17 protein-coding genes are annotated in these 17,745 nt (G+C 44.0%); 12 read left to right on the top strand and 5 right to left on the bottom strand.

Translation table 11 applies throughout. The features are described 5' to 3' along the window. Window positions 1–76: 76 nt before the first annotated feature. Window positions 77–922 (top strand): STAS domain-containing protein, encoded by an 846-nt coding sequence (locus AC3WTL_RS14965; protein ID WP_248348922.1) that lies wholly within the window; start codon window positions 77–79, stop codon window positions 920–922. Between the two features lie 41 nt (window positions 923–963). Here AC3WTL_RS14965 and AC3WTL_RS14960 read toward each other — a convergent pair whose 3' ends face one another. Then, window positions 964–2,646, bottom strand: a complete 1,683-nt coding sequence (locus AC3WTL_RS14960; RefSeq protein ID WP_248348921.1) for a hypothetical protein — start codon at window positions 2,644–2,646, stop codon at window positions 964–966. Between the two features lie 137 nt (window positions 2,647–2,783). Between AC3WTL_RS14960 and AC3WTL_RS14955 the strand changes: the two genes are divergently transcribed. From AC3WTL_RS14955 to AC3WTL_RS14935, 5 genes are all read left to right on the top strand, one after another. After that, window positions 2,784–3,176 (top strand): DUF3139 domain-containing protein, encoded by a 393-nt coding sequence (locus AC3WTL_RS14955; protein ID WP_492369679.1) that lies wholly within the window; start codon window positions 2,784–2,786, stop codon window positions 3,174–3,176. Window positions 3,177–3,470: 294 nt separating this feature from the next. Further along, the gene (locus AC3WTL_RS14950) at window positions 3,471–4,295 is read left to right on the top strand and encodes an MBL fold metallo-hydrolase (protein WP_248348917.1); all 825 of its coding nucleotides are present in this window, start codon (window positions 3,471–3,473) and stop codon (window positions 4,293–4,295) included. 58 nt (window positions 4,296–4,353) lie between these two features. Next, window positions 4,354–4,896, top strand: a complete 543-nt coding sequence (locus AC3WTL_RS14945) for a DinB family protein (RefSeq protein WP_248348916.1) — start codon at window positions 4,354–4,356, stop codon at window positions 4,894–4,896. Beyond that, window positions 4,889–5,410, top strand: a complete 522-nt coding sequence (gene lepB / locus AC3WTL_RS14940) for a signal peptidase I (RefSeq protein WP_163140011.1) — start codon at window positions 4,889–4,891, stop codon at window positions 5,408–5,410. The genes AC3WTL_RS14945 and lepB overlap by 8 nt, the downstream gene beginning before the upstream one ends. A gap of 78 nt (window positions 5,411–5,488) precedes the next feature. Further along, window positions 5,489–6,082 carry a histidine phosphatase family protein gene (locus AC3WTL_RS14935; RefSeq protein ID WP_163140013.1) on the top strand — a complete coding sequence of 198 codons (594 nt, stop codon included), beginning with the start codon at window positions 5,489–5,491 and terminating at the stop codon, window positions 6,080–6,082. A 120-nt stretch (window positions 6,083–6,202) separates the two neighbouring features. Here AC3WTL_RS14935 and AC3WTL_RS14930 read toward each other — a convergent pair whose 3' ends face one another. From AC3WTL_RS14930 to AC3WTL_RS14920, 3 genes are all read right to left on the bottom strand, one after another. Next, window positions 6,203–7,255 carry a DUF4179 domain-containing protein gene (locus AC3WTL_RS14930; protein WP_492369678.1) on the bottom strand — a complete coding sequence of 351 codons (1,053 nt, stop codon included), beginning with the start codon at window positions 7,253–7,255 and terminating at the stop codon, window positions 6,203–6,205. After that, entirely contained in the window at window positions 7,252–7,821 is a 570-nt protein-coding gene (locus AC3WTL_RS14925) for a sigma-70 family RNA polymerase sigma factor (protein WP_222498422.1), read from the bottom strand. The genes AC3WTL_RS14930 and AC3WTL_RS14925 overlap by 4 nt, the downstream gene beginning before the upstream one ends. A 105-nt stretch (window positions 7,822–7,926) precedes the next feature. Continuing rightward, window positions 7,927–9,186, bottom strand: coding sequence for an ATP-binding protein (locus AC3WTL_RS14920; protein WP_222498424.1), 1,260 nt, complete (start codon window positions 9,184–9,186; stop codon window positions 7,927–7,929). Between the two features lie 252 nt (window positions 9,187–9,438). Here AC3WTL_RS14920 and AC3WTL_RS14915 point away from each other — a divergent pair, with 252 nt between their 5' ends. The 4 genes from AC3WTL_RS14915 (at window position 9,439) to AC3WTL_RS14900 (ending at window position 14,745) form a co-directional block, all read left to right on the top strand. After that, a complete protein-coding gene (locus AC3WTL_RS14915; RefSeq protein ID WP_248348912.1) occupies window positions 9,439–9,912 on the top strand; it encodes an ArsR/SmtB family transcription factor in 474 nt (157 codons plus the stop codon). Then, window positions 9,913–11,190, top strand: coding sequence for an MFS transporter (locus AC3WTL_RS14910; protein WP_492369677.1), 1,278 nt, complete (start codon window positions 9,913–9,915; stop codon window positions 11,188–11,190). A gap of 134 nt (window positions 11,191–11,324) precedes the next feature. Further along, window positions 11,325–13,412, top strand: coding sequence for a catalase (locus AC3WTL_RS14905; protein ID WP_222498428.1), 2,088 nt, complete (start codon window positions 11,325–11,327; stop codon window positions 13,410–13,412). A gap of 469 nt (window positions 13,413–13,881) precedes the next feature. Then, the gene (locus AC3WTL_RS14900; RefSeq protein WP_197214321.1) at window positions 13,882–14,745 is read left to right on the top strand and encodes an AraC family transcriptional regulator; all 864 of its coding nucleotides are present in this window, start codon (window positions 13,882–13,884) and stop codon (window positions 14,743–14,745) included. 43 nt (window positions 14,746–14,788) lie between these two features. Here AC3WTL_RS14900 and AC3WTL_RS14895 read toward each other — a convergent pair whose 3' ends face one another. Next, window positions 14,789–16,303 carry a glycine betaine uptake BCCT transporter gene (locus AC3WTL_RS14895; RefSeq protein ID WP_282956733.1) on the bottom strand — a complete coding sequence of 505 codons (1,515 nt, stop codon included), beginning with the start codon at window positions 16,301–16,303 and terminating at the stop codon, window positions 14,789–14,791. A gap of 140 nt (window positions 16,304–16,443) precedes the next feature. Between AC3WTL_RS14895 and AC3WTL_RS14890 the strand changes: the two genes are divergently transcribed. Further along, window positions 16,444–16,914 carry a DinB family protein gene (locus AC3WTL_RS14890; RefSeq protein WP_197214322.1) on the top strand — a complete coding sequence of 157 codons (471 nt, stop codon included), beginning with the start codon at window positions 16,444–16,446 and terminating at the stop codon, window positions 16,912–16,914. Next, entirely contained in the window at window positions 16,907–17,707 is an 801-nt protein-coding gene (locus AC3WTL_RS14885) for a GNAT family N-acetyltransferase (RefSeq protein ID WP_492369676.1), read from the top strand. The genes AC3WTL_RS14890 and AC3WTL_RS14885 overlap by 8 nt, the downstream gene beginning before the upstream one ends. Window positions 17,708–17,745 lie beyond the last annotated feature (38 nt).

The following is a 17,745-nucleotide window of genomic DNA, read 5'->3' as shown; positions in this document are numbered from 1 at the left end:
GCTTAAAAATGACACTTTATTTCTCTTCGGTTAAAATATAAATATTGAAATAACAGTTCGGTTAGGGGAGACGGGCATGCATCGTAATCATGATCTATATCAATTTTTCCTTGAGAAAACATGGGACTTAACAGAAGAATGGTATAAAAATGTAAACAAAGAAGAGAGCGGCGGGATTTATACCTCAGAAGACCCCGCTGTAATTGAACAAGTCAAAAAGCAGAATTATGAATTCCACAAGCAGTTCTCCGAAGTCTTCCATAAAGAAGAAGAAGCGTTCTTTAATGATTTGGAAGGCTGGATTGTCAAAGTGGCGCAGGATGATGAACATCTCCGCACACCTCTTGAGATGATACTGAAGGAGTTCTTTAACACCCAGGAACAGTATTTGAATCTGCTTGAGCAGTTCGTTGCAATCAATCAGGGTCATTATAATGAAAAACAAATCGCCTTATGGCGCAGAATGATCATCAGAACCATTGGGGAAGTGGTTACCTGGTTCACGGAAGAGTACAATAAACATTCCCAGAAGAGGCTGCAGGCTCAGCAGGCTTTAATCCTTGAGCTCAGCTCTCCGGTTATTTCATTGACAGCAGATATCGCACTTCTGCCGCTTGTCGGGGATATTGATACAGCACGAGCGAAAATCATGCTTGAAAATACACTTCAGCAATGCAATAAATTAGGCGTCAACCAGCTGTTCCTTGACCTTTCAGGCGTAGTCATGATTGATACCATGGTAGCCCATCAGCTATTCCAGCTGATCGAAGCGCTAAGCCTGATCGGCGTAAAGACTACAATCTCCGGCTTAAGACCGGAAATTGCCCAGACAGCAGTACAGCTCGGGCTGTCCTTTGAACATGTCAGCATCAAATCCACGCTATCGAGCGCCATTAAATCAGCGAACATAATAGCAGGCTAATAAAAAACACGATGAAGACAGTCTTCATCGTGTTTTTGCATCTATTCCAATCCTTTAATACTCATTTCCTTCACAGGCAGGAATGCCTCACCTGTATCCAGATAGTTAACGTCGACCTGATCGCCTTCCTGCAGATAAATGGCCATCGGCACGGTTTCGGATGAAACCACATAGCTTTGCCGGTTGTCCAGAAGGAATGACACGACAGTGAAGTCACCAGATTTCTCCTTGTACACCCGCACCACATTGCCGCTTATCTGTTTTTCCTCTGCTTTCGAGCTTCCGTCTACAGTGCCTCCGCCCCGCTGCAGAGCGGTTTTGTACAAGCGCAATGCTTCATTTGGCGTCGTTCCATAAGCGGATATTTCCGGATTGGCAGCTGATACAATGAAGTAGTTCTGCAGGAATCCGTTGGCGTCAAGAACAGGCGTCAGCCAGCTCGCTTCCCCGTAGAAGTTATACAGAACAGGCATTTCCCCGCTCCATTTCTTCTCGATGAATTTTTTCTCGATAATCTGGAGGGCACCCTGCGAATCCATATAAGATTCCTCAAGATTGCCTGTAAAGAAGGTGGCTTCGCCCGTCCTTGAATTTGTCAAAGAATAGCCCAGCATCGAATCGACACCTTCTTTTGGACTTGTAAAATCAGTGAAGTAGTACATGTCGCCATTTTCATCAAAAATCGGACTCACATTGGCTTCTGTTCCCTCATCCGATGGAAGCCTTACATCTGACTTTCCGAATTTGCTGTTCCAGAAGCCATGGACGTAATTTCCGAAATAGCTGTTCTGCAGACTGACCGTTTCAGGGGAAACTGCTCCATCAATAAAGACCGGCACATCCGCGAGTTTATAAGACTTCGTCTGTCCGCTCAGCGGGTCAACCATGACCACTCCCTTAACGTCAAAGCCATTTCTCGCCGAAATAAATTCTCCATACGAACGGATATAAAATGGTTTGCCCTCGTCATCCACTTCCAGCTGAACATCTCCGTTAAAGATGGCCTGCGGATACTGCATCCGGATATGGCGCTCTATATTTTTATTAAAATAAGAGGATGGTGTGTACACCATATCGCTCTTCACGAATTTTGGATTAGCTGAGGAATCAGTCGCGCTAATTGTAAAATAGCCTGGTGTCTTATCCCCATTCAACCATTTGAAAAAGCCCGAAAACTCTACAGGCGCAATATAAACATATTCTCCATTGACTTTCTGGATCTGCAGGCTGCCAAGTTCATAATAACTTGTGTTCGGAACCTGCCCGAAAGCTTTCTTCATCTTATTGCGCGCAAACTTAGGCGGAACGCTAGCCGGTGTTTCTTTTTCATCAAATGTTTCAATCTCCGTTTTTTCCTTCATTTTGGCACTTTCATACTTATCGTCCGCATTAAACAGGAAAGCTGTCAGAAAGAAAGCCCCTGCAGCTAAACTAAGGACAAACACACCCGTTTTGATCATACGCTCTCGGCCAGTCGCAAAAACTGCACCGATTACAGAAGCGATAACCGCAAACAGCCACAAACTGGTCAAGTTCCGGTCCAAGCTGGTGAAGTAATACACGGCAAAAACAAGCAGCACAGATACAGCGGCAGTGGCAGCCATGATTCCGGTTCCCAGTTTCCTGCCTTCCTTTTCCTTCGCCTTCGGTTTATAGCTGAACGGAATCAGCAGGATCGAAATCGCCAGTCCGGCAATCAGTGAAAAAATAAAAATATTTCCCATTATGAATCTCTCCTAAAATTAGTTCGTTAGTATTTAATACGGGCGGAAAGCAAAAAAGTTTCATAAAGAAAAAACTACCACTTTAAGTTTCTATTAGTGTAAAATTACACTATAATGAAAATGGGAGTGTCAAATATATGAAAAAATTACTGTTAATTTTAGCGAGCTTGTTATTTCTGACTTCACCCGCCCTTTTTCTATATGTATTGAATAATGGAAATCCGGTCATGAACAAGTGGATAACACATGAAGTGACGGCGCATCTGGATGCAACAGGCTATAGCAAAAGTGATTTTCAAAAGCACAGCTATAACCTACCTAATATGGACATCAATCATGACTTCTACCATACCCATTATTATGTCATTTTCAAGGATGAACCGAACATCATTTATTACTATGGAAAAAAGAAGTGGTTTGGAGATGTCGTTCAGTTTTGTGAAAAAGAGGACGCTGCCACATATGAGTTTGTAATGGAGGATACGGAACATAACGAAGAAGCCTGTATCTCGATGCTGGATAATCGTTAAAAGAAAGAGGACTTTTTCGCCCCGAGCCAGAATAGGATTAGCATTGCCTTACGAAGGAGTTTTTTTATGATCAAATATGAATTGGCTATACCGGATCAGGCTCAGTTGTTTCAGTTATATGAAAATGACGGCTGGAATGACTTTTTGAAGCTGGCTGAGGTTTTCACATAAAGCTTAAAGTATAAGTCCTCAGTCTAAAGCTGTAGCCGCTTTCAGCCGAAACGGCGATTTAACAGTACGTTTCCAATAGTAAAATGGTTAATATAACCAATATGAGAAACGGAGGCAATATCTATGGAAAAATATATATGCAAAACGTGCGGAACGCAATTTCCACCATGCAATCATCAGCCTGAAAGCTGCCCGATCTGCATGGAAGAGCGCCAGTATGTTAGACCTGGCGGCCAGGAGTGGACTACTTTACATGAAATGACGGAAAGCCAAAATTATATGAATGAAATAAAGCGGGAGGAATCCAATCTTTACAGCTTGAAAACAGCTCCGGAATTTGCCATCGGCCAGACAGCCTATCTTATTCAGCAAAACGGTTTTAATCTGATGTGGGATTGCATCACCTACCTGGATGAGTGCACGATTGAAGCCATAAAAGAACTGGGCGGTATTAGCGCGATCGCACTGTCCCATCCTCATTATTATTCAGCACAAGTTGAATGGGCGGAAGCATTTAATGCGCCGATCTATATCCATGAAGACGACAGGGAGTGGGTGATGAGGGAAAGTGACCACATCATTTTCTGGAGCGGAGAAAGTTTTAAGATTCATGATGGCCTGGTCATCCACCGCATCGGCGGCCATTTTAAAGGCGGTGCTGTCCTTCATTGGGAAAAGGGGAATGGGGGCAAAGGCGTCATGCTTACCGGCGACATCATTCAGGTCGTTGCGGACAGGGAATGGGTCAGCTTCATGTACAGCTACCCAAACCTCATTCCGCTTCCCGCTGAAACGGTTGAAAGGATGGCCGGCAAAATCGAACCGCTGTCATTTGACCGGATTTACAATGCGTTTCACAGAGTGGTAGAAAAAGAGGCAGACCTTGCAGTGCAGCGGTCAGCCGAACGGTATGTTAAAGCAATCAAGGGCGAGCTTTTTCAGACCTGAAGTTGGCTCTTTATATGAAAATTTAGTAAAATAAGGGAATAGAATGGGAGGGAACGAGATGTTAAAGAAACCTGGATTGGATGAGTATGCGCCGTATTATAAGAAATATGTCAGCTCTGTACCGGAAGGGGATCTTCTGCAGATCCTTGATGAACAAATGAAGGAGACAATCAATCTGGTAAAAGATCTGAATGAAGATCAGGCGCATTTCCGCTATGCTCCGGAAAAATGGACGGTTAAGGAAGTGATCGGCCATATTACAGATACTGAACGCATCATGAGCTACCGTCTGCTTTGCATTGGAAGAGGGGAGATGGCTGAGCTGCCGGGCTATGATGATAACCAGTATGTAAAGAATGGCAAATTCAACCGCTTCAGCATTGGGGAGCTTTCAGCACAGCTGTCCCAGGTTCGCCAAAATACGATTTCTTTACTGAAAAGCCTGGATGATGAGGCACTGCTTGGGCGAGGAAATGCGAACGGCACTGGGGTAACTGCCCGGGCCATTGCCTATATCATTGCTGGACATGAACTTCACCACCGCACCTTAATCAAAGACCGGTATATGGGTGCTAAAAGCTTCGGAGGAGCACATGAATAAGCATGAAATAGCGAGCTGGCTCAAGTCTCTTCTGATTGCCTTTGGAATCGCACTGGTCATCAGGGTCTTTCTTTTTTCACCCTACTATGTGGAAGGAGCCTCCATGGATCCGACCCTTCATGACGAGGAAAAAATCTTTGTTAATAAATTTGAAGAACTGAACAGAGGCGATATTGTCATCATCAGGGGCGATGAAAAGAACTATGTAAAGAGATTAATAGGCTTTCCTGGCGATGAACTGGAAATGAAGAATGACCAGCTGTATATTAACGGCCAGCAATGGAATGAAGACTACCTTGACGAAAATCGCGAAGCAGCAGATGGAATTGTCAGCAAACTGACCGGTGACTTCGGCCCTCTCACGGTTCCGAGTAATCACTATTACGTTATGGGGGACAACCGCCTTGTCAGCCTGGACAGCCGAAATGGGCTCGGTTTTATTGAGAAAGAGCGCATCATCGGCGTCAGTGAATTTGTCTGGTATCCTTTTACAAGCATGAGAAAAGTAGATTAGATAGGGCGCAAAGACCGCTCTTTTACTTAGATAAGGCAACTCATAACAATCTATTCAAAAGAAAGGATGTTTTTACATATGACAAGAATCGGATTAATCCGGCACGGAATCACACCCTGGAATAAGGAGGGACGGGCACAGGGAAGCTCGGATATTCCCCTTCATGAAGAAGGTTTGGCTGAGGCAGAACGCCTAGCCGAACGAGTTAACGGCGAAAAATGGGATGTTATTTACTCCAGTAATCTCTTAAGGGCAAAGCAGACGGCAGTAGCAATCCAGGAGAAAATCGGCTCCATTCCCCTTCACCTCGATCCGAGGATTAGAGAAGTAGGCGGCGGGATGATTGAAGGCACAACCGAAGCCGAACGCCTTGAAAAATGGGGCAAGAATTGGCGTGAAATGGACCTTGGTTTCGAGCCGAAAGAAAGTGTTATAAAAAGAGGGCTTGGTTTCCTGCAGGAGATTACAGAAAAGCATCCGGGTGAAAACGTGTTGATCGTAAGCCATGGCGCCTTTATTCGTCATCTGTTAAGAGAACTGGTTCCGCATACAGACCTTTCCACTCCGCCGAAGAACACTTCCATCACGGAACTGTTAATAAAAGAAAGCAAGTGGAACTGTGAGCTGTATAACTGCACGAAGCATCTGGAGGCGGAGCAGATCGAATCATAATGAAAGAAGCATAAGCCATAGAGGCCGGACAGGCGGAATCGCAGGCTTTTCCCGGGAGAAAAAATAAAAGCCTCCCCGAAACGGGAGGCATCTTCTAAATAAAGCTTACCTGTACATATTTTAATTTATTTTCTTTTTATCTTTACTTAAGATCGTCAGCTCATATGGGTCATTTCGAATATCCTCTGCTTTTTCATGTGTTTGTAAGAAGCTCTTGATTTCCTCTTCTATACGTTCTGCCAGCACATTTGCATCCGGGTCATCTGCTTTCACGGATGTTTTCACCTTGATTTGCAGCGGGAGAGGATGGAAAGAGTATGAAAACCCCTTTACCTTGAATTCTTTGTTTTCCATCAAGCCGCTTGCGATCACGTGAATGACTCCGGTTTCATCCCAACGCTGTTCCTGTTCTCTAGCTTCAATATCAATCTTTCTAATGTCATATTTGAACCCCTTTCCATATTCACTTGAAATGGAATTCAATAAACTATTAAGCTCGTCAGTCCTTTCTTCGGTCTTCGGAATAGCTACAAAAATGTATTTCTCAATTTCATTTATCCTTGCCTGAACTGGGAAGGCCATCGTGAAATTATTCGCTTCAAGCGCTTTAATGATTTTTTGTTCCAGCTCCAGGCTGTCAGCTTGCTGCTTTTTCATTTCAGGGGTTTCTTCTGGTATCGTGTTATCATGTTTGTCCCTTTTTATTCTGATATCATACGCACCAAAGTTATGATCTTTTAATGAGTGGCTGAAGGTTTTTTTTACATCTCCTTTAATGCTGTTTACATCCTCCTTTGTTCCTCCAAGCCAGACGGTTAACTCTTTATCTGGGATGGAGGCATCCATTCTTCTCAAGTCATAGCGATGCTTATTAGCAGTATCACTAATGACATCATATAAAGCATATTTGTATTCTTCCTGTTTTATAAATACGCTAAAGTAAGGAATCTTGGCGGCTACCTTTGCCATTCCGGGAGAAAAATAAGCTGTCCCGATAAAAAGAATGAACAAAGCTGCTGCAGCTGTACCTGCATAAGCCCATTTCTTTTTCCGGCTTATTCTTTCTTTCTTTTGAAAAGAATATGAGTTAGGTCTTACAGCTTTTAATACCATTTCTTTCTGTCTATCCTCGAATCGAATTTGATTATCAGGGTATTTAAAATGATTGGTCATGTCTGTTCATCTCCCTTCTCTGAAAGAACGTCTTTTAAGGAATTTCTTGCCCGGTGAAGCCGCGTTTTGACTGTATTCATATTTATGCTCAGGAGGTCGGAAATTTCGGCAAGCGTTAGTTCTTCATAATAGTGAAGGATAATGACTTCACGCATTTTCAAAGGGAGCCTAAGAACTCTGCTATACAGATACTCGTTATTTTCTATATGAAGCAGCTCAGTTTCAACAGAATCCATTCGGTCTGCAAGCAGGGATCCAATCCATTCTTTATAAAATAAATTTTTATAAGACCAGCTTTTTAAAACATCCTTGCATTTGTTGACAGTGATCCTGTAAAGCCAGGTTTTATAGGCAGCTTTCTTCTGAAAACCTTCAAGGTTCTGATAGCAGCTAATAAAAACTTCCTGAGATACGTCTTCAGCCAGCTGCTTTTGTTTTAAATAGGAGAAGGCAACCCTGATAACCATGTCCCCATATTTATCCATGAGCCAAATAAGCTTCTCTTCTTTGGACTCTGTATCGGATTGAAGGGGCGGCCCTTGATTGTCTGTTATTTTTACCAGCATGTTTATGCTCCTTTCGTTGGTAACACTTAGACGAGGGGTACTGGCTGGAGGTTCCAAAAAAACTGGAAAAAAGAAAAACAGCAGTGTTGCCCCTGCTGTTTTTTGTTAATCCTTATGTAGTTCCGATTTATAATTCGGAAAAGTAAAGCTGAAAACAGTTCCTTTATCGACTTCGCTTTTGACCCGGACATTGCCATCCATAGCTCTTACAATACTGAATACGACCATCATTCCAAGGCCGGTCCCTTTGGAGCCTTTGGTGGAATAGTAGGGTTCGCCTAAACGCTGAAGCTGATCGGACGTCATGCCGACACCGGTGTCTGTTATTTCGATGGTGATCTGGCTGCTGCTATAGTGCGTTTCTATGTATAATTGCCCGCCGCGCGGCATGGCCTCAATTGAGTTTTTTATCACATTCAAAAAGCATTGGTGGAATTTTTGCCGATCACCTTTAATCGATCCGAGGAGGGCAAAATGGGCATTGATCTCTACGGAATTCTGGTTGGCAGTCGGTTTTAATATATTCATGACTTGCATTAGTTCTTTTTTTACATTAATTTCTTCGATCTTATCTAAGGATGGCTTGGAAAAGGTTAAATAATTTTGAATGACCTGCTCCGCCGATTCCAATTCGGCTTTCACGATAGCCAAATACTCAACCCTTTTTCGCGGTGGCAGCCGCTGTTCCTGCAATAGCTGCACAAATCCAATTGCAGCCGTCAGGGGATTGCGGATTTCATGTGAGATGGCTGCTCCCATTTGCTCGACAGCTTCAAGTTTCTCTGCCCGGACGAGATTTTCACGGATATCCAGATTTCTTTTGGCAAACTCAAAAACATATGAAATCATGAAGACACCCAATGGCGGAATCACCAGGTAGGCAAACCAGGCATCAAACCGATTCTGAGGCGGCACCGTTAATTCCATTACCACAACGGTCAGCACACTTAAAATAAGAGTAATGAAAACCGAAAAGCGAATCCTTTTTCGGGGCACCTGCTTCCAAAACCAGGGATAGAGCTTCCAAAGAATGATCCCCAGGGGCAAATATAAAAGAATATTAGAATAAAACCCAGGCTCTATTCCATAAAAACTTCTCATCAAGATCACAGTCCCGGCCAAGGTGAGACCGAGCCCGGCATATAAACCGCCGATGATGACAGGTATCAATCGTAAATCAAAAAAATAATGGGGGCTTGTCTGAAAGGAAAACTGAAAGCATATCCAGATCATGAACAAAAGCCATACAAAAGAGCAGCCTTTGGAAAATCGGAATTTAGAACTTTTTTCCGCCCATACAAGCACAACAAACAAGATAACGATCAAGAGCGATAGATTAAAGAAAAGATGCTTTGTAATTTCCATCGTTTCACCTGCCTCTTCGTGAGGTTATAAGAAAATTCTATATTGTTTTACTATTTATGACAATACTCATTTGCTTTTTTTATATAATATTGTCAGAAAATACGAAATTGTGGAGGGTGGGACGAAGAATTCATGTAAAAAGATAAACTGTTGCAACGGATTTGTATTTTTCATTTAAAAAAAATGTATCATTCTAATTTTTTAGAACGTATAATAAAATTAGAATATATGAATTAGAAAGGGTGAACCATCTTGGATTTAATCAAGAAAACGATGGAGATCAATCTTGAACAGCAGAAGCTGATATCCAGCCCGTTAAGGATTAAAATTATATATCTTCTTGCTAAAAGTCCCATGACAGCCAAACAGGTTGCCGAAGAGCTTGGGAAGTCTGCTGGAAGCATTCATTATCATATTCAGCAGCTTTATAAAGGCGGAATACTCGAGATTGAGGAGACGAAAGAAAACAGGGGAATTATCGAAAAGTATTACCGTTCAAAAGCGACCCAATTCAACTTGAAAGAAAGCGGACAGGAGAAAGGAGAAAGCTGCAGCACCATGGGAATAAACATCTCCCTCACAGAAGAAGAATTAAAGGGATTTCAGGACGATTTTTATGATTTGATGGTTAAATACATGGAAAAGAGCGTAAAGGGAGCTCTAAAGCGCAATTCTTATGAGGTTTCCTGCAGCTTCAAATTGCTTGATTTCGAGGAGGAAGAATAGATGGAAGCACAGATTAAAAGAAATATAACACTGTTTCTGTCAGGGAAATTGACAGCGGTGCTCGGTTCCTCCATTTACGGATTTGCTATTGGCTTATATATCCTTTCAGAAACAGGGTCCAGCCTGAATTTTGCCATAACCCTCATTCTTAGTGCACTGCCAAGAATCCTGCTTTCTCCTTTTGCCGGCGCACTCAGTGACAGATGGGACCGCAAAAAAATCATCATTATTTCCGATTTCGCCTGTGCCGTCTGGCTTATTGCCATTTTTCTTCTGTACCTTTTGGTCACACAGGAAATCTGGCTCCTTTACACAGCCACAGCCGTTTTAAGCATTTTGAATACTTTTTATTCAGCGGCAGTCACTTCAGCAATTTACAACATGGTCGGTCCTGATACTCTGCAAAAAGCAATGTCACTTAATCAGGCCGCAGCTTCATCATCCTCCATCTTGGGACCCGTTCTTGGGGGCGTCTTCTTTGGCATCTTTCATCTATCAGTCTTCATGCTTATTAACATCATCGCCTTCACAGTCTCCGGCATCACCAGTTTGCTTATTCAATACAATCTATTTGCAGAAAAAAAAGAAAGACCAGAAGAAAATGGAATGATCTACGATCTGAAAATGGGTATTTCATATGTGAAAAATCAGCCGTTTATAAAAAATCTCATTATCATTAGCATCTGGCTGAACTTTTGGTTTGCGGTTTTTCCCGTTGCCATGCCTTATCTGGTTCTGACTGTGCTGGAAATGAGTTCACTCCAGCTGGGCATCATTGAAGGAGCCTTTTCCGTCGGGATGCTGATCATGTCGGTCGTTCTATCTGCCCGTCCCGAGGTAAAGAGAAAAGAAGTGACCATTTTTGGGGGCGTAATGGCCATGTCCCTTATCATTGCTCTGCTTGGCCTCCCGAATTTTCCTGGCCTAATGGGCATTTCAAACAGCATCATGTTTCCTTTTTTAATAGGTCTGGTCCTGCTGCTATCTTCAGTTATCATGGTAATCAACATTCCAGTAATGGTTCTGCTGCAAAAAGGCACGCCTGATGCCTATCGGGGCAGGGTCTTGTCACTCCTTGAAACAGGAGCAAGTGCCATGACACCACTGGGCTTTATCTTTTTTGGATTTTTACTCGAAAAATTGCCTGTCTGGATCCTAATGGCTGCATCCGGCGGCAGTATTCTGGTGCTAATCCTGTATCATTTGCAAAAAAGAACCTTTATCCAGCTGCTGAGAGACGCGGATCAGCCTAAAACTGAGATTAGCCCACAAGCCTGAGAGAAAGCAGTTTTCCGCTGCTTTCTTTTATTTTGCCGTTTACCGCCTTTATTCTGGGGTATTTCAACTTATAGATACATAGATAACATCGTAACCCCGAAGCAATTGCTTCTTTATATAAGGAGGAAGGACATTTGAAACAAGATCCGCAAAATAAAAGCGTAAATGAGCACAGCAAGGACAAGCAGCTTGAGGAGTTTCGCATGGATAACACAGGCAAGAAGCTGACAACGAACCAGGGAGTCAAGGTTTCGGAGGATGAACATTCGTTAAAAGCTGGTTCCCGCGGTCCGACCTTGATGGAGGACTTTCACTTCAGGGAAAAAATGACGCACTTTGACCATGAGCGCATCCCTGAACGGGTTGTTCATGCCCGCGGGTTTGGCGCACATGGCTATTTCCAGGTGTATGAATCCATGGCAGAATACACTAGGGCTAAGTTTCTGCAGGACCCATCTGTCAAGACCCCGGTCTTTGTTCGTTTCTCGACCGTTGCCGGCTCCCGCGGCTCGGCAGACTCTGTACGTGATGCCCGCGGCTTTGCCACCAAGTTTTACACGGAAGAGGGCAACTACGACTTAGTCGGCAATAATATCCCGGTATTCTTCATCCAGGATGCCATCAAATTCCCGGATCTCGTTCATTCATTCAAGCCGGAGCCGCATAACGAAATGCCGCAGGCTTCAACGGCCCATGATACGTTCTGGGATTTTGCCGCCAACAATACTGAAACAGCCCATATGATCATGTGGACGATGTCAGACCGTGCCATTCCGCGCAGTTTCCGCATGATGGAGGGCTTTGGTGTTCACACGTTCCGATTTGTGAACGAGCAGGGGAAGGCGCGTTTTGTGAAATTTCACTGGAAGCCTGTTCTGGGCACGCATTCCCTGGTTTTTGACGAAGCCCAAAAGCTCGCCGGAAAGGATCCGGATTTCCACCGCCGTGATCTTTGGGAAGCCATCGAAATGGGGGACTACCCTGAATTTGAACTGGGTGTCCAGATGATTGATGAAGAAGATGAATTCTCCTTTGACTTTGATATTCTGGATGCCACGAAGCTGTGGCCGGAGGAAATGGTTCCGGTGAAGATCATAGGAAAAATGACCCTGAACCGCAATCAGGATAATGTGTTTGCTGAAACAGAACAAGTCGCGTTCCACCCTGGGCATGTGGTGCCGGGCATTGATTTTTCAAATGACCCATTACTGCAGGGCCGCCTGTTTTCCTATACAGACACACAGCTGATCCGCCTAGGCGGTCCAAACTTCCATGAAATCCCGATCAACCGTCCTGTATGTCCATTCCACAATAATCAGTATGACGGCTATCATCGCATGACGATCAACAAAGGGCCGGTTGCTTATCATAAAAACTCGATGCAGAATAATGATCCAAGCCCTGCCACAGCAGAAGAGGGCGGCTATGTTCACTATCAGGAAAAGATCGAAGGGCGCAAAGTGCGCCAGCGCAGCGACAGCTTCAAAGACCACTACAGCCAGGCGAAATTGTTCTGGAACAGCATGTCTGAAGTGGAAAAACAGCATATGATCGAGGCGTTCCGCTTTGAAGTCGGAAAGGTTCAGAACAAAGATGTGAAGCAGCAGGTTGTCGACATGTTCAGCAATGTGGATCATTTCCTGGCCGAGCAAATTGCCTTAGGAGTTGGCGCTATCGTGCCTGATGCTGCAAATGAATCCAAAGTGACGCTCTCGTCACCAGCATTAAGCCAAATGAACACAGCCAAATCACCTAAGACCCGAAAAGTCGCCATCCTTGCTGATAATGGCTTCAGCTATACTGAAGTCAATAGCGTAATGGAAGCTTTGAAAAGTGCTGGGATTATGCCTGAAATTGTCAGCAAAAACCTCGGTATGATCAAAGGAGACGGCGGAGAACTGGAAGTTATGAAAACATTCCTGACTTCACACTCCGTTATGTATGATGCCATCTATGTGGCAGGAGGAAAAGAAAGTGCCAATGCTCTGAAAATGATGCCGCAGGCAAAGGAATTCATCAGCGAAGCCTATAAGCATTTCAAAACCATTGCGTTTGGCGGTGAAGGAGCCGAACTGCTGCCTGCAGAAGCTTTAAACCTGCTGGGGCAATCCCAAACTCTTTCCGATATGGGAATCGTCGAAATCAAAAGCGGCGATGCTTCCTCCAGTGAGAATTTAATTAATAGCATTGCCATGCACCGTCATTGGGGCCGTGCTATATAAAATCAATGCCAGCTGCCCGTTATCGGGCGGCTGGTTTTTTTCTGATTCCTTGATAGAATAAGGACTGACCGTTAAATTTCAAAAGTGGCCGAAATAATGCAGAAACTGACCGACAAAATTGAAAAGAAACCGATAAATTAAAATAATGACCGATAAAGCTGATGAAGTGACCGATAAACGGAAAATTGTTCGGCCATCGTTGAGTTTGGCCGATAAATCTTTAATTATGGCCTGTAAATGCCCCACCTTGGCCGGCGAAACCACAAATAGGCCTGTATATCCCTCATTTCGGCCGGTATTTTCCTGATTCTGCCCAAGCCCGCCAGCATCCGAATCAAAGATTCCCCAATAAGCAGGATTCTCCGCCTATAATAAGAATTCTTTAATATCTGCCTGCCAAAACAAAGCAAAAAATGACAGGCAGCCAAAAAGAGATAAAGATAGGATATACATAAGGGAGTGATCAGTAATGTCATGGATTGAATCGCTGCAGAAGGCTATTGATTATATAGAGGAGCATTTGCTGGATGAGGATTTTTCAGTCCAGAGAGCTGCGGAGGCAGCGAACTCCTCCGTATTTCATTTTCAGCGCACGTTTGCCATTCTGACAGATATGCCGGTGGGAGAATATATCCGGGGCAGAAGATTAACGCTCGCCGCACAGGACCTGGTTTGTACAGACCTCAAAGTGATTGACCTCGCCTATAAATATGGCTATGACACTCCCGAAGCATTTACAAAGGCTTTCCGCAGACAGCATGGCATGACACCGACGGAAGCCAGAAATTTTTCCGGAAAGCTGAAATCATATAACCGCCTGGTGATCCAGGTGAGTCTGAAAGGGGCGGAACAAATGCAATATGCAATTGTCGAAAAAGAAGCTTTTCAAGTAGCGGGCATCAAAAAGGAGTTCTCTTTGGTCAATGAAGAAAATTTGGCCGGCATCCCGAAATTGTGGGATGAAGTAAACAGTAACGGCACCTCCGGTAAGCTATTCAAGCTGAATAATGGGGATATCAAAGGAATTCTAGGTGTGTGTGTGGATAACCGCAGCCAGAAGCCTGACAGCATGGATTACTGGATTGCCGCAAGCTTCAAAGGTGATGAGCCTGACAGCTTCGAGAGCATGGAAGTCCCGGCCTCCAAATGGGCGGTGTTTGAAGTACATGGCGCCATGCCGCATGCCATGCAAAACACATGGAAAAAAATCTTTTCGGAATGGTTTCCATCAAGCGGCTATGAACATGCTGATGCACCTGAATTGGAGGTCTATACATCAGGTGATGCGTCCAGTCCGGATTATTATTCAGAGATCTGGATTCCGGTAAAATAACCATCAAAAAACCTGCAGATGCCAGATCTGCAGGTTTCTTCATCTACACTTTCTTCTTCGGGATCTTCCCAATACCAAGCTCCTTCGCTTCTTTCTGCAGAGCCTTGATCAGACTGAAGGTCATTAAAGCCATAATAACGGAAAAGGGAAGAGCTGCTGCAATCATCGTATTCTGCAGAGCTTGAAGCCCGCCGGAATAGAGCAGAACCAATGAAATGGCAGCAAGCAATATTCCCCACACTAATTTAATCTTGTTGCCGGGATGGTGTGAACCATTAGTCGTCATCATTCCCAGGACATAGGTGCCGGAGTCGGCAGAAGTAATAAAGAACGTGCAAATGAGCAAAATGGCGATGATCGAGAGGACTGTACCCATTGGAAGGTTGGAGAATACGCCAAATAGTGCCTCTTCAGTAGCCAATTCCGAGATTTTCGCTGTGCCTTGGTGCTCTTGCATAATGGCGGTTCCCCCAAACGTGGCAAACCAGATAAATCCAATTAGCGACGGAATAAGCAGGACCCCAAAGACAAATTCCCGGATGGTTCTTCCTTTGGAAACACGGGCAATGAAAATGCCAACGAACGGCGCCCAGGCAATCCACCAGGCCCAGTAAAAAATTGTCCAGCCATTAATCCATTCCCTGACCTCCGGATTCAGAGGGGCAATCCTGAGGCTCATGCCCGGCAAATATTGAAGATAGCTTCCAAGCGTATTGGTGAACAGATTCAGAATGAATAATGACGGTCCAAGAAAGAACGTCAGAATAAATAGAGCACCCGCAAGAATCATATTGGCATTACTCAAAATTTTAATGCCTTTTCCAAGACCGGACAGGGCCGAAATAATAAACAGGACTGTAACAATAGCGACAATCACAAGCTGTACGGTGAAATTAACAGGAAGGCCATATAGATATGACAATCCTCCGTTAATCTGCACAGCTCCAAACCCAAGTGTCGTGGCCACACCGATAACAGTTGCTACTACTGATAGAATATCAATGACTTTTCCTGTCATCCCCTGTGTACGGTCTCCCAATATGGGTTTTAAAGTGGCACTGATTAAACCAGGTTCCCCATGGCGGAAATTAAAATAAGCCAGCACAAGTGCGACAATTCCATATATGGCCCAGGCATGTATCCCCCAATGGAAGTACGTATATCTCATCGCATTCTTAATCGCCTCGTCCGTCCCTACTGCTCCGCCGGTAGGAGACCCCACTGCATAGTGATAAATCGGTTCTGCTGAACCCCAGAAAACCAGCCCGATTCCCATCCCCGCGCTGAACAGCATCGCAAACCAGGTAGGGCGGGTAAATTCCGGTTTATCATCCTGCTTCCCAAGCTTGATTCTTCCTAAAGGGCTGATTAAAAAATATAAACAAACAATGACAATAAACGAAACAAGAATCAAATAATACCAGCCGAATTTATCGGTGATAAAGGCCTGTACATTTGCTGTCACACTCTCCAGTGAATCCGGGACAAAAACACCGAATAAAACAAGCAATAATAAAATGGCGGCCGATATATAGAAAACCATTAAGCTTTTCTTCACATGCAATCCCCTTTCTTCTCATGCTGCTTCCTTTAGGATTAAATATATAGCCAGTAATTATGCGGCTGAAACATAAATTTGCAGGAAATTCCCATATGCTGGCGAAATTCATAGGTATCTGGACAAGGAGGTAAGTGGATTTGCTGACATTATTCCGCTATAACTGGCAAGTGCGTGATGAGTGGTTTGAATGGTGCCGTCAGCTCTCAGCCGAAGAGTTGAAAGCCAGCCGGACTGGAGGAGTTGGGGGCATACTGGAAACCCTTTTTCATATCGCAGATGTAGAATACAGCTGGATTTGTGTATTACAGGGCAAGGAAGTGAAAGATCCCCTGTTTTCCGACTATGCTGAATTGGATAAAGTAATGGCACTTTCTGAAGAATACCGCAGGGGATTAGAACGCTTTTTTCAGGAGGAATGGCCAGTTCCATACAATGAGTTTGTTACACCGCCATGGATGGAGAAGCAATATAAAAAGGGAGACATCTTGAACCATGTGATTGCCCATGAAATCCATCACATTGGACAGCTGTCAGTCTGGGCAAGGGACCTGAATCTCCCGCCTGTATCAGCCAATTTGATCGGAAGGAGATTAATTAAATATGATTAGACAACTTACTGAACAAGATCATGAAATGTGTTTCAGTCTTTTAAAACAGCAGCCGGCTGAGAATCTGTTCATTATTGGAGATATTGAAGCATACGGCTATGAACAGGACTTTCAAAAGGTGTGGGGGGACTTTGGGGAAGATGGCAAATTAAAGGCCGTTTTATTAAAATATGAAGAAAATTTCATCCCATATACAGCAGGAGACTTTGACGCCAAGGGATTTGCGGAGATAATGCTTGAGGACCCGAACTTTGGAATGATGTCCGGCTTAAAAGCTGTAACGGCGGAAATTGAACCTTTTGTATCACACCGCATAAAAAGAAAGCGGGAAACCTATTATGCAAAATGTACCAAGTTAAATGCAGAAGGTGTTGAAGTATCAGCAGTGTGCCAGGCTGTTCCTGAAGATGCAGAACAGCTTGTTGAGCTTCTGAACAGCATTCCGGAATTCAGCGATTCCGCCATTACAGTTGAACGCAAGCGGAGGGTGCTAAAGGATGGCTCATCCCGTTCCTTTTTTATTAAAGAGGATGGGAAGATGGTCAGCACTGCTTCAACGACAGCTGAAAATTCCCTTTCAGCCATGGTTGTAGGCGTAGCAACAGACAGTGAACTCAAGAAGAAGGGATATGCCACTCAGTGCATGGTCAAGCTCTGCCGCCAGCTTCTTTCGGAAAATAAAGAGCTGTGCCTGTTTTATGATAACCCGGCAGCAGGTACCATTTATAAACGCATCGGATTTGAAGATATAGGTTTTTGGATGATGTACACGATAGAGAAAAAGATGTCCTGATAATCCAGGGCATTTTTTTGTGGGGAAATTTCAAAAAA

This window comes from Cytobacillus sp. EB106-05-05-XG126 (assembly GCF_058791715.1).
This window is presented reverse-complemented; position numbering and strand designations above follow the sequence as displayed.